The sequence below is a fragment of the Gordonia sp. OPL2 genome (assembly GCF_003797825.1).
Classification (GTDB): Bacteria; Actinomycetota; Actinomycetes; order Mycobacteriales; family Mycobacteriaceae; genus Gordonia.
In genome coordinates this window covers 87,399-101,682 of sequence record NZ_RKME01000021.1, presented here as the reverse complement: position 1 = coordinate 101,682, position 14,284 = coordinate 87,399, and the positions used below count along the sequence as shown (strand labels likewise).

Genomic DNA, 14,284 nt, shown 5'->3' with positions numbered 1-14,284 from the left:
TCCGCGTGCTCGTAGCAACAATCCACGATTCCCGTGGTAGGCCCCGCACCCCACACTGAGGAACTGGCTCACTGACACAAGGGAAGCGTCCGGGGACGGCCACGATCCACCCATCAATGATCCCCCCACCGACCCCAGGTGGCCAGCATCCACTCTTCGCTCCCCACCACGGCCGCCACCGGCGGCCTCAGACACTGAGGAGCGAGTTTGCGAGCGTCACGAAGGGCCGCCGAAAGAAATTCTCCGATAGGGCGTCGGATTCCGGCAGCGGCGAACGACGATGAAGATGTGAGCGGCGAACAACAGGATCCGCCCGGAGGCGGAGCGCCCGCGCTGCTGGCCGTGTACGACGATGCACTGCCCGCGGTGTACGGGTATCTGCTGCGCCGGTGTTCGGATCGGCGGGTCGCCGAGGATCTCACCTCGGAGACCTTCCTGGCCGCGATGGACACCGTGCGCCGCGACGGCGGGGCGCGACCGACGACGCCATGGTTGATCGGAGTGGCACGCCACAAGCTGGCCGACCACTGGCGCACGATGCAGCGGACCCCGGAGCCGGTCGAGGACGTTCCCGAATCGGCCGACGACGACTGGGATGTCCATCTCGACCGGATGGTCGCCCATCACACGTTGGCGCAACTGTCGCCGACACATCGGGCGGTCCTGACCCTTCGCTACGTCGACGATCTGCCCGTCGGCCAGTGCGCGGCCGTGCTCGACCGCACCGTCGGGGCCACCGAAGCGCTGCTCACGCGGGCCAAGCGATCCTTTCGCGCGGCCTATCCGGACACCGACACCCGGCCCGGACACAGCGGCTCGAGGAGAGGGGGTCACGCATGAGCGAGCACAACAGCACCGAACGCGGCGCGGCATCGGCCGATCCGTTCGTCGCCCTGCGGGCCGCCGACACCCCGGGCTGGACCGATCCGATCGCCCCCGACGCCGAGTTCGCGCACAGGTTGCGGGACCGACTCGAGCGCGGCGCGACCCTGCCCACAGGAGTAGTCATGAGTACCGACATCACCACCACCGACATCAACAGCACGATCGACACCACCGAGACACCGACCGTCGAACGGCCGGGGGCCTTGCCCTACCTCACCATCGACGGGGCACGCGCCGCCGTCGACTGGTACGTGGCCCATCTCGGCGCGACCCTGCGCGGTGAACCGATCGTCATGGACGACGGCCGCATCGGCCATGCCGAGCTCGAGATCGGCGGCGGCGTCATCTATGTGGCAGATCAATTCGAGGACATGGGCCTACGCGGGCCACAGCCCGGTCATGTGTCGGTCAGTCTGATGCTCCCGGTCGACGACACCGACGCGGCCGTCGCCGCCGCCCAGAATGCGGGCGCCGCGGTGACCCGTGAGCCGTACGAGGGTTACGGCACGCGGACCGGCACCATCATCGATCCCTTCGGACATCGGTGGATGCTGACCGGGCCGTCGAAGGCCGGTGCACCGATGGCCGACCGCATCCACGTCGGCGACATCGTGTACATGTCACTGCAGACCCCCGACGTCGACCGCGCCGCGCGCTTCTACGGATCGGTCCTGGGGTGGGAATACGACGCATCCACCCGACAGGTCACCAATCTCGGTCACCGCCTGGGCATCTCGCAGGCAGGCGGCTACGGGTCGAACACCCTGTACTGCGTCTACGCCGTCGACGACTTCGACACCGCCCGCAGCGCGATCCTCGCCGCCGGCGGCACCGCCGGTGACGTCGACGAGGTGTCGCGCGACGGCACCCGGGTGCTCGACGCGGTCGATGATCAGGGCGTGGCGTTCTCGGTCCACGTTCCCGCCGCCGACGAGCCGCGCCCGGAGCAGCATCCGCGTGGCATCGGCGAGATGTCCTACCTGACCGTGCACACCGTCGACAGCTCGCGGTTCCGCGCGTTCTATGGCGGCGCACTGGGATGGACGTTCCACGGCGGCCGGATCGACGACGGGTGGGAGGTCGACGAGGTGCGACCGCAGATCGGGATCGCCGGCGGCGCCGAGCGCTCGGCCGCTGTCCCGATGTGGAATGTCGCCGACATGGACGCCGCGGTCGAGCGGGTCCGGGCCGCGGGCGGTCGGGTGATCTCCGAACCCGACACCCAGGCCTACGGAATGATGGCGCTGTGTGCCGACGATCAGGGCGCCGAGTTCTACCTCGGTCAACTCTTCTGAGAGCGCCTGCCCCGGGCTGCGTCCGCGGGTACCGGCACATCATGCGCCGCACGGGATTCCGCGACATCGGCGACGTGTCCCTCGACGAACTCGATCAGCCCGGTGAGGCGGGCGGCCACCTCGGCCCCGAGGTCGGTGAGCGAATACTCGACCCGGGGCGGGATGGCTTGCAGGACAGATCGATTCACAAACCCATCGCGCTCCAGTGCCTGCAGGGTCACCGACAGCATCCGTTCACTCACACCGTCGACCCGACGACGTAGCGCGTTGAACCGCATGTCGCTCTCGCCCAACGCAACGAGCGCGAGGAGTCCCCAGCGGCTGGTCACGTTCTGCAGGATGTCGCGCGAGGCGCAGTCGCGGGCGAAGACGTCCGCGACGAAGGCCTGATCGACCTCGTCTGAGCCTGACTCCGGGGCGGACTGCGCTGCGGACATGCGGCCCATCATACGCAAACTCTCATGCATGTGGTTACCGTCACTGTTGCACTGCACCAAACGTAAGTGCAACATGATCAGGAAGCACCGCCCATCGGTGACCCCAGCAGAGGAGAGACCCCATGACGACCTACGCAGTGACCGGTGCCACCGGCGGACTGGGCAGCGAAGCCATCGACGCCCTGATCAGGCGCTCTGTGGCTCCCGCCGACATCATCGCGGTGGTGCGCGACGTCAAGAAGGCCGACGACCTTGCGCGCGCCGGCGTCGAGGTGCGCGTGGCCGACTACGCCGACCGGGTTGCGCTCGAGGCCGCGTTCGCCGGGGTCGACCGGCTCCTGTTCGTCTCCGGCTCCGAGGTCGGACAGCGCCTGCCGCAGCACACCAACGTGATCGACGCCGCCGTCTCGGCGCGCGTCGGCCTGGTGGCCTACACCAGCATCCTGCGGGCGGACACCTCACCGCTGGCGCTGGCCGCCGAGCATCTCGCGACCGAGAAGTTGTTGTCCGACAGCGGCCTTCCCGTCGTGCTGCTGCGCAACGGTTGGTATTCGGAAAACTATCTCCAGTCGGCACCCGCCGCGATCGAGAGTGGCGTCCTCTACGGAAGCGCGCGCGACGGTGAGATCGCGCCGGCGTCGCGGGCCGACTACGCCGAGGCAGCGGCCGCCGCACTGATCTCCGCCGACGGCGGACAGGTCTTCGAACTGGCCGGTCCGCAGCATCTCTCCTACGCGGACATCGCCGCAACCTTCACCGAGGTCAGCGGCAGCCCGGTGCGATACCAGGATCTGTCGGAGTCCGACTACGCCGCCGCCCTCGTCGGCGCCGGGATTCCCGCGCCGTTCGCCGACATCCTGGCGAACTCGGATGCCGGTGTCGCGACCGGTGCCCTCGACTCCGACTCGACCGACCTCGTCGATCTCCTCGGTCGGCCCGCAACCGGGTTCCGGGATGTGGTGCGGCACGGGATCGTCGTCAGACCCTGAGTCGGTTCACTCCGAGCGGAGACATGGCCACACACGAGGTTGCCGTGTGGCCCGGATTCCGGACCACACGGCAACCTGTGTCGAACAGGGTCAGGGGCGGGTCTGCAGCAAGCCGATGGTCACGACCACGAAACCGGCGGTCGCCACTGCGGCACGCACGATGTTCCACTGCACCCAGGGCCGGACGAAATCCGTCCAGATCGTCGGGGCGTCGGCGGCCGACACCGTGCCGGCGGCGTCCAGTCGATCGTTCAACGGCACGTTGATGCCCATCGTGATCAGCACTGAGACAACCGCCAGGATCGTGGCGGCGACGAGCCACCAGCGCAGCGGGTCCCCCCACCACAGCGCCACTCCGACGGCGCCGAAGACGACGGCGCCCGCGAAGATCACCGCGAACACCGGGTTGATGATCGCCACATTGATGCGCTGCATCGAGGCCACCGCTGTCGACGCGCCGGCGCGTTGCAGCCCGGGCATCACCGAGTAGGCGAACGCCGCATACAGGCCGGCGGTCAGTCCCATCGTGGCCATCGCCAGGGTCAGGACGATGTCGCGGAGCTGACTCATCGCGACACCCGTTCCTGGGCAGCAGATCTCGTCCAGGCCGCGGCGACGTCGACGATGTCGCGCGGAGGTCGGCCGAGCACGCGCTCCACGTCGTCGGAGATGTACGCATTGCGACCGTCGAACAGTTTTCCGAAGAGCACGAGCAACAGCTCGACCTCCGGCGCGGGTACGTCGAACTGCCGCAACAGGTCCCGATAGTCGGCGGACGACACCTCGGTGAAGGTGACGACTGCACCGCGGGCACGTCCGAACTCCGCCGCGGCCTCGGCGAACGTGAGCAGCCGGGGGCCGGTGCAGTCGTAGGTCCGGCCGGCGTGCGGGTTGTCGCCGTCGGCGGTGACCTCGAGCAGGGCTGCCACCGCGACCGCGGCGATGTCGTCGGCGTCGATGAAGGGCTCGCCGACGTCCCCGACCGGCAGGGTCAACGATCCCGCGGCGATCTCCGGCGCGAATCCGCCCTCGGTGAAGTTCTGATCGAACCACGCGCAGGACAACACGGTCGATTCCGCACGCGCCGCATGGACGAGGCGGCCGGCCGCGTCGGCCTCGGCTTCCCCGCGCCCGGCCAGCAGGACCAGACGCGGTACCCCGGCCTCGTCGGCGAGGCGGACGAACTCGGCGATGTCGTCGGTCGCACCGGGCGCGATGAGGTCGGGCTGATAGGTGAGGTAGACGGGTCCGGCGCCGGCAAGCGTCGGGGCCCACGTCGATCGGTCGGTCCAGTCGAAGACGATGTCACTCGACCGACTGGCCCGGCGGATGTCGTGGCCGCGAACCTCGAGCAGGGCCGCGACCCGGGAGCCGGTCTTGCCGGTCGCGCCGACGACGAGGACAGGGCCGGCCGGCGTGGGATGCGGGGAGTGGGCGGTGGAGGGGGTGTTGTGTGTCATGACTTCAGTTCACCGCGAATCGGTGAGACGATCCATGGTCAATCAGCTCGATTCCATACGTGATCGTCTCGTTCGACGCTAGGCTTGCGATGTGGACGCACTCGGCAGTCTTCTCAACGGTCCCCGCGCACAGACCCCGATGATGTTGCGGATGGTGATGCGATCGCCATGGTCGGTGCGCATCGAGGACACCGCACCCCTCACGGTCGTCGCCGTCACGCGCGGCACGTCGACGATGACCTACGACGACGGCACCCGCCACCGGGTCGGCTCCGGCGATGTCGCGCTCATCCGCGGCACGCACCCGTACACCATCGGCGATCGTCCCGGGACCGACTGGGTGGCCCGGATCGACGCGAACGGTGACTGTTTCGATCCCACCGGTAGTCACAGCGTGGCCGACGACATGTGCTTCGGTGTCCGTTCGTGGGGCAACTGCGCCGACGAGCAGGACGCCGCCGCGATCATGCTGATCGGGACGTACTCGAGCGGAGAGGTGAGCGGGCGCCTGCTGGACGCGCTCGACCGCGTCACCCTCGTCCATCTGACCGATCACCCACTCGTGGGTCTGATGGACGATGAGATCGTGCGTGACTCCCCCGCACAGGACGCGGTCCTCAACCGTCTGCTCGACCTGTTGCTCATCACCGGTCTGCGGCAATCCATGGAGTCCGGGGCGGTGCGCGCCTCACAGTGGTATCGAGCGCACTCCGATCCGGTCGTGGGACAGGCGCTTCGGCTGATGCACAACGACATCGCGGAACCCTGGACCGTCGCGTCGCTCGCCGCGGCGACGGGTGTGTCGCGGGCGGTGCTGGCCCGCCGGTTCACCGACCTCGTCGGCGAACCACCGATGACCTACCTGACCACCTGGCGGTTGTCGACCGGCGCCGATCTCCTCGCCGAGGGCGGCCGTTCCCTTGGGTCGATCGCGCACCAGGTCGGCTACGGCAGCGCATTCGCCTTCAGCGCCGCGTTCAAACGCAGTCGGGGCATCAGCCCGGCCGCGTACCGTGAGCGGGCCGCGCGCGTGATTCACTGATGGCCATGTCCGCCCGTTCCTCGCTCGCCCGTGTCGCTGCGCGCCTTCCGTTCGGCATCGGCACCGTCACGATGGTGCTGATCGCGGCGATGATCGCCGCGATCGGGATCGTGCTCGCCACCGGCACACCGGAAGGGGCGTCGACCGAACATGCGAACGGTCAGCTGCGGGGGTACACCGACGAACCCGACGTCGCCTGGACCCACTCGAGCGACACCCTTCCCGGTTATCGCGCCGACGCGGGTGTCGACGTGGTCGACACGTGGCAGGACCGCTGGCTGTTGAGCTATCCCTCCGGACTCGGCCGGGCCTTCCTGCTCGTCAACGAGGCGAGCGGAACACCTCTGTGGGACAAGCCGGTTGTGGCCGGATTGGGCGGGTGCGGACTCGACGACGAGGGCCAGGTCGGGTGCGCCATCAAGGTCGGCGGCGCGCCCGACGGCTTCTACCTCATCGACGGTGAGGGGACCCCGTCGTCGGCGTCCGATCTCGACGACACGAAACAGGTCGTCGGCGTGGGCTCCGATTTCCTCCGCATCGATCAGGCCGGTTACCGCGTCACCTTGCGCAACCCGATGGGACGCGAACTGTGGTCGCGCACCTTCGCGACCGCCGCAACAGCCTCCGCTCGCGACGACGGGGTGCTCACCGTCTCCACGGTCGACGGGACACGCTTTGTACTCGACCCGGCCACGGGCGCGGATCTGCTCTCCTGCAGCCAGTGCACCATCACCCCCTTCCCCACCGGTATCACCGTGCAGTACAACGAATTCGGCAATGAGCGCGTCGCCACGTACGCCGTCGACGCCGGAGTCCTCAGCACGTCACCGGTCGCGGTGTCCGCGGGCTTGCGTGTCCTCGACGGCGCATCGGTGCTCCCGGTCCTCACCGGCACCGGCGACAGTCAGGTCCAGGTGACGCAGGGCCGCTACGAGATCCGTGACCCCGCGCGCGAGGGTGCGCTGTGGCAGATCACCGACCCGGAGTTGTCCAAGTCCAACACCAAACCCTGCGGTGACATGGTCGCCTTCGCACTCAAGGACCGGTCACGGATCTTCTACACGCTGTCCGACGGCAGCAGGGTCGGCGCCATGGGAACGCCCCCGCTCGACGCCCCCGACTCCAACATCGATCAGCTGCAGTGCGTCGGATCGTCGGAGTCCACACTGGTGTTCGCGGACGCCAATCAGATCACCGGGGTCGACGCCGCTGCGGGCCGCATCGCGTGGACGCGCTCGGTCATCGGTTCCACCGAGGACGTCGACGGGTACATCGTCGTCCACGAGGGGACGTCGATCACTGTGCTGCGACCGAATTGAGTTGTGCACCGCCCCGATCCCTGAGGAGCCGCGCGAGGAACGAGCGCACCACGACCCCTGAGGAGCCGCACGAGGAACGAGCGCAGCGTCACGAAGGGACGACCCTTCGTGACGCTCGCAAGCTCGCTCCTCAGGGAACAATCGACGCTCGCAAGCTCGCTCCTCAGGGAACAAACGACGCTCGCAAGCTCGCTCCTCAGGGAACAATCGACGCTCGCAAGCTCGCTCCTCAGGGAACGAATGACACTCGCCCGAGGGAACAAACGGCACTCGCCTCAGGGAACAAACGACGCCTGCAAGCTCGCCCGTCAGGCAACGAGCGCAGGACTTCGGAACCTACCCGCCGCTCAGGAACGCCTGCAGCGCAGCCGAATACATCGGCACGTCATCGGCGCCCATCAGTTCCCGGGCACTGTGCATGGCCAACTGCGGTGCGCCGACGTCGATCGTCGACAGTCCCGTGCGGGCCGCTGTGATCGGTCCGATGGTGGAGCCGCACGGCAGGTCCGCGCGATGTGTGTAGCGCTGCATCGGAACACCTGCGGTATCGCAGGCCACCGCGAACACGGCCTCGCCGATCGCATCCGACGCGTAGCGCAGGTTCTGGTTGACCTTGAGCACCGGCCCGCCGTTGATCGTGATGCGGTGAGACGGTTCGTGTCGATCCGGGTAATTGGGGTGGGTGGCGTGTGCCATGTCGCCGGACACGCACACGCTGGCCGCCATCGCCTGCAGGAAGTCGGCTCGAGAACCGCCGCGCGCCAGCACGATCCGCTCGATGACCGTCGACAGGAAATCGGAGGCGGCGCCGCGTTCGGAACCGCTACCGACCTCCTCGTGGTCGAACAGGGCCAGCACTCGCGTGTGCACCGACGGTGCGCCGTCGAGGAGCGCACGCAGGCCCGCATAGCAGGTTCCCTGATTGTCCAGCCGTGGCGCACTGAGCAAATCGTCGTCGGCGCCGATGAGGCGGCTCGGCGTGACGTCGTGGGTCATCAGTTCCCAACCGAGCAGCGCCCCGGGGTCGATTCCCGCGTACGAGGCCACCCATTCGAGGATTCCCGGACCCGAATCACGCACCGACCACAGCCCGTCGACGTGGCGTTGCGGGTCGAGGCTGACCCCCTTGCGATCCTCGGAGAGGTGAATGGCCAACTGTGGCACCCGGATCACCGGTTCGGTGACGTGGACGAGCACATGCTCGACACCGGCCCCCACCCGCCGGGCGAGACGTCCGGAGAGACCGAGGTCGCGGTCCAGCCACGAGTTGAGCCACGCGCCCCCGTACGGTTCGAGGGCGACCATGCCGATGCCGGCGGAGGTACGGTCCGGATGCTGCTTGAGCCGCAGGTTCGGGCTGTCGGTGTGGCCGCCGACGATCCGGAACGCGTTGCCGTCACCGGCATCCCACGCGATGATAGATCCGCCGCGAATCACATAGTTGCGACCCGTCGCCGACGCCCACTCGTGGTTCTCGTGCAGGCGCGTGTACCCGGCGGAGTCCAGGTGTCCGGCCACGGTCGCGCACACGTGGAACGGCGACGGCGACGCGTCGATGAAGGTGCCGAGTTCCTCGGCGGTCGCACTGGTCTCGATCATTGCCACCCTCCTCAGTGTGGACTCGGTTCAGCTCTGCCGGACCGGGCGCGCCGCGGGAATGTGCGCCCCGCCGACCGCTGCCATCGTCACGACCACGGAGCTCATCAGTACCAGCTCGCCGAGGTTGCCCACCCACAGGACCGACGAGCCCGCTGCGGCGGCCACCAGCATCACCAGTGCGCCGACGAACAGCCACGGGAATCCCGCGTAGCGCCACGCCATCACGCCGAGCACGAGCACCGCGAGCACGGTGATGATCGCCGGGAGCGGCGGCCCGGACGCCGCGTCGTTCACATATCGCAGCGCGTCACCGGCGTCTTCGGGGACCAGGCGGGCGCGCACCACCTCGTCGACGACTCCGATGGCGATCAACATGGCGACCAGTACCCATCCGCCGATCGCGACGTTGCGGGTTCGGGCCTGCTCGACGCCCAGCCGACCGACCAGCACCCCGGTGATGATGATCAGCAGCGGCGTGAAGACGGCGTGAATCCAGAAGCGCGGCATGTTGATCGCCAGCAGGGTGTCGCCGTAGCCGACGAAGCGGCCGATCGCGACGGCGATGTTGTCGTAGGCGAGGCCGACGAGGATCACCGTCACCGCGCCGGCGACCCAGCCGACCTTGGGCATCAGTCGTAGCGAGACAACACAGAGGCAGAGCATGGCAGCACCGAGGGCCGCCATGATCAGCGAGACCATCAGGCAGCGGCCAGCACGGAATCGATGACGGAGTAGAAGAGCCCGAGACCGTCGTCGCTCGGACCGGTGAGCGGCTCGGTCGCATGCTCGGGATGCGGCATGAGCCCGACGATCCGGCCGTCGGGACTGGAGATGCCGGCGATGTCGAGCGCGGAACCGTTCGGATTGCCGCCCGCATAGGAGAAGACGATCCGACCCTCGCCTTCGAGTTCCTCGAGTTTGCGCTCCGGGGCGACGTATCTTCCCTCCCCGGACTTGAGCGGGATGAGGATCTCGGCGCCGAGCTCGAACCGACTGGTCCACGCCGTCGTGTTCGACTCGACCTTCAACCACTGATCGCGGCAGAGGAAGTGCAGACCCTCGTTGCGGGTCAACGCCCCCGGCAACAGGCCGGCCTCGCACAACACCTGGAAACCGTTGCAGATACCCAGGACCGGCATGCCTTTGGCGGCGGCCTCGAGGACCGATCCCATCACCGGCGCGAATCGTGCGATCGCCCCGGCGCGCAGGTAGTCACCGTAGGAGAAGCCGCCGGGCACCACCACGGCGTCGACCTGCTTCAGGTCGGCATCGCCGTGCCACAGCTCCACCGGTTCCGCGCCGGCGATCCGCGCGGCACGCACGGCATCGACGTCGTCGAGGGTTCCCGGGAACGTGATCACCCCGATACGAGCAGACATGACCTACCCCTGGTCCGTGACGCGGGAGACGTTGAAGTTTTCGATCACCGTGTTGGTGAGGAGCTCTTCGGCGATGCGCTCGAGCGTGACGTCGTCGACGGAGTCGTCGACCTCGAGCTCGAAACGCTTGCCCTGCCGGACGTCGGCGACACCGGAGAAACCGAGGCGTCCCAGCGCCCCGACGATCGCCTGGCCCTGAGGGTCGAGGATCTCGGCCTTCGGCATCACGTCGACCACCACTCGCGCCATGGGCTGCTGCTCCGTTCTCGCTGGTCCGCTGTTCAGCGAACACCTTACCGGGTGGTGGGACCCCTTCGTGACGCCCGCTCGTTCCTCGCGGGCTCCTCAGGGATCGGGCGTAAGGCGTCTCCTCGCGGGCTCCTCAGGGACCGGGCGCAACGCGTCGTCTCCCGATCCCTGAGGAGCGCAGCGTCTCGAAGGGTCAGAGAACGGCTTCGATCGCGGAGATGACCGCGGGATCGTTCGGCTCGGTACGAGGACGGAAGCGGTTGACGACGGTGCCGTCGGCGCCGACGAGGAACTTCTCGAAGTTCCACTGCACGTCGCCCGCCTCACCGTCGGCATCGGCGGCCTTGGTCAGCTCGGCATACAGCGGATGTTGCTCATCACCCTTGACGTCGGCCTTCTCCAGCAGCGGGAAGGTGACGCCGTAGCTGGTCGAGCAGAAGGTCGCGATCTCCTCGGCGGTCCCCGGCTCCTGGCCCATGAACTGGTTGCACGGCATTCCGACAACGGTCAGGCCGCGGTCGCCATAGGTCTTGGCGATCTCCTCGAGCCCGGTGTACTGCGGGGTCAGCCCACATTTGCTGGCGACGTTGACCACCAGCAGGGGGCCGGTGAAACCGGAGAGATCGAGTGCGCTGCCGTCGAGTGCCTTCACGGGGATGTCCTTGACATTGCTCATGCCATCGACGCTAGCGCAGCGAATCCCGGGGAGCCGGAGTTCACCTGCGCTATGACCTCGGTCACTGTCGTCGACAAGGTATGTCCGATCTCACCATTGATTGCGTTTACGAAATAGTTGCGTCTGCGTTAGTTTTGTCGGGTGTCGTCATCCATGCCGTCCGACCGCGCGTCGACCTGCAGTGCAGGGGCGTCGATCGAGCGCGCCTACGAGTCGTTGATGGGCTTCCTCGACCGGCTCGCCTGCGTGGGCAAGTCCCAGACCATGGATTCGATGGCCGCCACGGACCTGACGTTCTCGCAGTTGCGGGTCCTGTTCGCGCTCGGTGCACATGGCGACGGCGCCGAGTGCATGTCCGTGAACGAGATCGCCCAGCAGGTGAACCTCTCCCTCGCCGCCGCGGGACGTACCGTCGACAAACTCGTCGGCGTCGGCCTCGTCGATCGACGCGAGGACGCCACCGACCGCCGGGTCAAGCGGGTCTCCCTTACCGACGAGGGAACACGGGTCGTCGACTCCCAACTGAGCATCAAGCAGGACATCATCCGTGGCTTCGTCGCGGGTCTCCCCGACTCACTGCGCACGAACCTGTGTCGCGCACTCGATCCCATCGTCGACAACGACGTCGACTACTTCTCCGGCATCGCCGGATCAGAACAGACCGTCACTGCGACCACCACACCGTCACCGAGTACCTCTCAGAAACAGAAAGTCGGTTCATGACCTCCTCGTCAACACCGGCCCACGCGCACGCGGGGCCACCGGACACCAAGCTCGATCGGCATGTGCTGATGGTGGCCGGCGTCGTCGTGCTCGGCGCGATCATGTCCATCCTCGACGTCACCGTCGTCGCCGTGGCGCAGAACACCTTCCAGCAGGAGTTCGGCACCGACGCGGCCGGCGCCGCCTGGACCGCCACCGGCTACACCCTCGCCCTTGCCGCGGTCATCCCGCTGTCCAGCTGGGCCGCTTCACGTTTCGGCACCAAGAAGGTCTACCTGACCTCACTGGTCCTGTTCACCCTCGGTTCGATTCTGTGCGCGCTCGCGTGGAACATCGGTTCGCTGGTCGCATTCCGCGTGATCCAGGGCCTCGGCGGCGGTCTGCTCATGCCGATCGGCATGATGATCCTGACCAAGGCGGCCGGCCCGGAGCGGGTCGGATCGGTCATGGCGGTGCTGGGAATCCCGATGCTGCTGGGCCCGATCGGCGGCCCGATCCTCGGCGGCCTGCTCATCGAGAAGGCGAGCTGGCACTGGGTCTTCCTGATCAACGTCCCGATCGGCATCGTGGCGTTCATCTACTCCTGGTTCGTCCTGCGCGGCGACGAGGAGACGTCGAAGCCGAAGATCGACATGGTCGGATTGCTGCTGCTCTCACCGGGTCTCGCATTGTTCCTGTTCGGCATCTCGTCGAGCGCCGAGCACCGCACGTTCATGACCGGCAGTGTGCTGATCCCCGCGATCATCGGCGCGGTCCTCATCGCGGCGTTCATCTGGCACGCCTTCCACTCCGACAAGCCGTTGCTGGATCTGCGCCTGTTCCGCAATCGCACCCTTGCCGTCGCGGTGATCACCATGACGCTGTTCATGATCGCCTTCTTCGGTGCCGCGCTGCTCTTCCCGCAGTACTTCATCGGTGTCCGCGGTGAGACAACGCTTGCCGCCGGCCTTTTGCTGGCCCCGCAGGGTCTGGGCGCCATGATCACGATGCCGATCGCCGGCCGGATGACCGACAAGATGGGCCCCGGCAAGTTCGTGCTCGGCGGCATCGTGTTGATCCTCGTCGGCATGGGGGTGTTCGTCTTCCTCGGCGCCGAGACCTCCTACTGGTTGCTCGGCGGCGCGCTGTTCGTCCAGGGTCTCGGTATGGGCATGACGATGATGCCGATCATGTCGGCCGCTCTCGCGACGCTCAACAACTCGCAGGTGCCCGACGGCTCGACCCTGATGAACGTGGTGCAGCAGACCGCGTCGTCGATCGGTACCGCGGTCATCTCCGTGGTGCTGGCCAGCAGCCTGGCGGGCAACCTGCAGGCAGGTGTCGCGATCACGTCGAACACCAACCCTGGTGCGCTGCCGCCCGAGATGCAGGACACACCGGTCCCGGCGTCGTTCTTCGACTCCGCCGCCGACGTCTTCGGGTCGACGTTCATGGTCTCGGTGGTGCTCATCGCGCTCACCCTGATCCCGGCGTTCTTCCTGCCCCGCAAGAAGATCGCGTCGCCGCTGGTCGAAGAGGACATGGACCGCTCGGCCCCGGTGATCATGCACTGAGCCGCCCGAGTACACGATCGACGACAGCACCCCGGATTCACCCGGGGTGCTGTCGTCGTCTCCGCGTCGATGGACGGCGGGTACCGGCGCACAACTCAGTAGTTCCGTGCGACAACCGGACTCGTCGCAAAGCGATCGCCGCCCCGCGCATAGTTCAGATGGACCTGCGCGTAGATCTCATCCGTCTCGTCGAAGGCATTGTCGTCCTCGTTCATGTATTCACGCGGCACGTCCATCACCTTCAGGTAGCTCAGTCCGCTGTCGGTCGCGACCAGGTGACCCCCGGGCATGTATCCGGTACCTGTGACCATCCGATCGAACACCACGTCGTCGGAGGACCCGGGGTCGTCGGCACGCAGGGTGTAGGTGACACCACCGACTCGGTTGTCGACCATGTACTGGATGATCGTGTCGGCCTCGACCCGACTCATCCGGAACGTGCCGGAGATGGTCACACGGATGTTGTACGGATTCGGCGCGTAGACCGACAGCTGAGCACCGGTGGCCGGCGGTGCCGCCTGCGCTGATGCACTCAGTGGGCCGACGGCCAGTACGGCGGCGATCGCGGCGGCACCGATCGCCGCTCCGACGCGCGATGTCGATGAGACTCGCATGGTTTCTCTCCTGATTCGAGGGTGTGCATGCCCGGTCGGGATGCTCCATCAGAATCGCCGGGGC

16 protein-coding genes are annotated in these 14,284 nt (G+C 67.3%); 7 read left to right on the top strand and 9 right to left on the bottom strand.

Features of this window, described 5'->3' with window-relative positions; translation table 11 throughout:
- Positions 1-333 precede the first annotated feature (333 nt).
- Together EEB19_RS18700 and EEB19_RS18695 are read left to right on the top strand one after the other, a co-directional pair.
- Positions 334-840, top strand: coding sequence for an RNA polymerase sigma factor (locus EEB19_RS18700; RefSeq protein WP_187588863.1), 507 nt, complete (start codon positions 334-336; stop codon positions 838-840).
- Positions 837-2,180, top strand: coding sequence for a VOC family protein (locus EEB19_RS18695; RefSeq protein ID WP_187588850.1), 1,344 nt, complete (start codon positions 837-839; stop codon positions 2,178-2,180). Before EEB19_RS18700 ends, EEB19_RS18695 begins: the two co-directional genes overlap by 4 nt.
- Here the strand turns inward: EEB19_RS18695 and EEB19_RS18690 are convergent.
- On the bottom strand, positions 2,168-2,617 hold the full coding sequence (locus EEB19_RS18690) for a helix-turn-helix domain-containing protein (RefSeq protein WP_187588849.1): 450 nt from the start codon (positions 2,615-2,617) through the stop codon (positions 2,168-2,170). The two genes, EEB19_RS18695 and EEB19_RS18690, sit on opposite strands and share 13 nt — an antisense overlap.
- 122 nt (positions 2,618-2,739) lie before the next feature.
- On the opposite strand from EEB19_RS18690, the gene EEB19_RS18685 reads away from it, so the two are divergent.
- On the top strand, positions 2,740-3,606 hold the full coding sequence (locus EEB19_RS18685; RefSeq protein WP_187588848.1) for an SDR family oxidoreductase: 867 nt from the start codon (positions 2,740-2,742) through the stop codon (positions 3,604-3,606).
- 90 nt (positions 3,607-3,696) lie between these two features.
- Here the strand turns inward: EEB19_RS18685 and EEB19_RS18680 are convergent, their stop codons facing one another.
- Together EEB19_RS18680 and EEB19_RS18675 are read right to left on the bottom strand one after the other, a co-directional pair.
- A complete protein-coding gene (locus EEB19_RS18680; RefSeq protein ID WP_187588847.1) occupies positions 3,697-4,176 on the bottom strand; it encodes a DUF1772 domain-containing protein in 480 nt (159 codons plus the stop codon).
- Entirely contained in the window at positions 4,173-5,066 is an 894-nt protein-coding gene (locus tag EEB19_RS18675) for an NmrA family transcriptional regulator (protein ID WP_187588846.1), read from the bottom strand. The genes EEB19_RS18680 and EEB19_RS18675 overlap by 4 nt, the downstream gene beginning before the upstream one ends.
- 91 nt (positions 5,067-5,157) lie before the next feature.
- On the opposite strand from EEB19_RS18675, the gene EEB19_RS18670 reads away from it, so the two are divergent.
- Together EEB19_RS18670 and EEB19_RS18665 are read left to right on the top strand one after the other, a co-directional pair.
- Positions 5,158-6,108 carry an AraC family transcriptional regulator gene (locus EEB19_RS18670; RefSeq protein WP_187588845.1) on the top strand — a complete coding sequence of 317 codons (951 nt, stop codon included), beginning with the start codon at positions 5,158-5,160 and terminating at the stop codon, positions 6,106-6,108.
- 5 nt (positions 6,109-6,113) lie between these two features.
- Positions 6,114-7,427, top strand: a complete 1,314-nt coding sequence (locus EEB19_RS18665) for a hypothetical protein (protein WP_187588844.1) — start codon at positions 6,114-6,116, stop codon at positions 7,425-7,427.
- 336 nt (positions 7,428-7,763) lie between these two features.
- Here the strand turns inward: EEB19_RS18665 and EEB19_RS18660 are convergent, their stop codons facing one another.
- From EEB19_RS18660 to EEB19_RS18640, 5 genes are all read right to left on the bottom strand, one after another.
- Positions 7,764-9,026, bottom strand: coding sequence for a M18 family aminopeptidase (locus tag EEB19_RS18660; protein WP_187588843.1), 1,263 nt, complete (start codon positions 9,024-9,026; stop codon positions 7,764-7,766).
- Positions 9,027-9,053: 27 nt separating this feature from the next.
- Positions 9,054-9,725, bottom strand: a complete 672-nt coding sequence (locus tag EEB19_RS18655; RefSeq protein ID WP_187588842.1) for a hypothetical protein — start codon at positions 9,723-9,725, stop codon at positions 9,054-9,056.
- Positions 9,725-10,405, bottom strand: coding sequence for a phosphoribosylformylglycinamidine synthase subunit PurQ (purQ, locus tag EEB19_RS18650; protein WP_187588841.1), 681 nt, complete (start codon positions 10,403-10,405; stop codon positions 9,725-9,727). The genes EEB19_RS18655 and purQ overlap by 1 nt, the downstream gene beginning before the upstream one ends.
- 3 nt (positions 10,406-10,408) lie before the next feature.
- Entirely contained in the window at positions 10,409-10,654 is a 246-nt protein-coding gene (purS, locus tag EEB19_RS18645; protein ID WP_187588840.1) for a phosphoribosylformylglycinamidine synthase subunit PurS, read from the bottom strand.
- Positions 10,655-10,847: 193 nt separating this feature from the next.
- Positions 10,848-11,330 (bottom strand): glutathione peroxidase, encoded by a 483-nt coding sequence (locus EEB19_RS18640; protein WP_187588839.1) that lies wholly within the window; start codon positions 11,328-11,330, stop codon positions 10,848-10,850.
- Between the two features lie 153 nt (positions 11,331-11,483).
- On the opposite strand from EEB19_RS18640, the gene EEB19_RS18635 reads away from it, so the two are divergent.
- Both EEB19_RS18635 and EEB19_RS18630 read left to right on the top strand, forming a co-directional pair.
- Entirely contained in the window at positions 11,484-12,053 is a 570-nt protein-coding gene (locus tag EEB19_RS18635; RefSeq protein WP_187588862.1) for a MarR family winged helix-turn-helix transcriptional regulator, read from the top strand.
- Complete coding sequence (locus EEB19_RS18630; protein WP_187588838.1) at positions 12,050-13,606, top strand: DHA2 family efflux MFS transporter permease subunit; 1,557 nt, start codon at positions 12,050-12,052, stop codon at positions 13,604-13,606. Before EEB19_RS18635 ends, EEB19_RS18630 begins: the two co-directional genes overlap by 4 nt.
- Before the next feature lie 95 nt (positions 13,607-13,701).
- On the opposite strand, the gene EEB19_RS18625 is transcribed toward EEB19_RS18630, so the two are convergent.
- Positions 13,702-14,220 (bottom strand): hypothetical protein, encoded by a 519-nt coding sequence (locus EEB19_RS18625; protein ID WP_187588837.1) that lies wholly within the window; start codon positions 14,218-14,220, stop codon positions 13,702-13,704.
- Between the last annotated feature and the right edge of the window lie 64 nt (positions 14,221-14,284).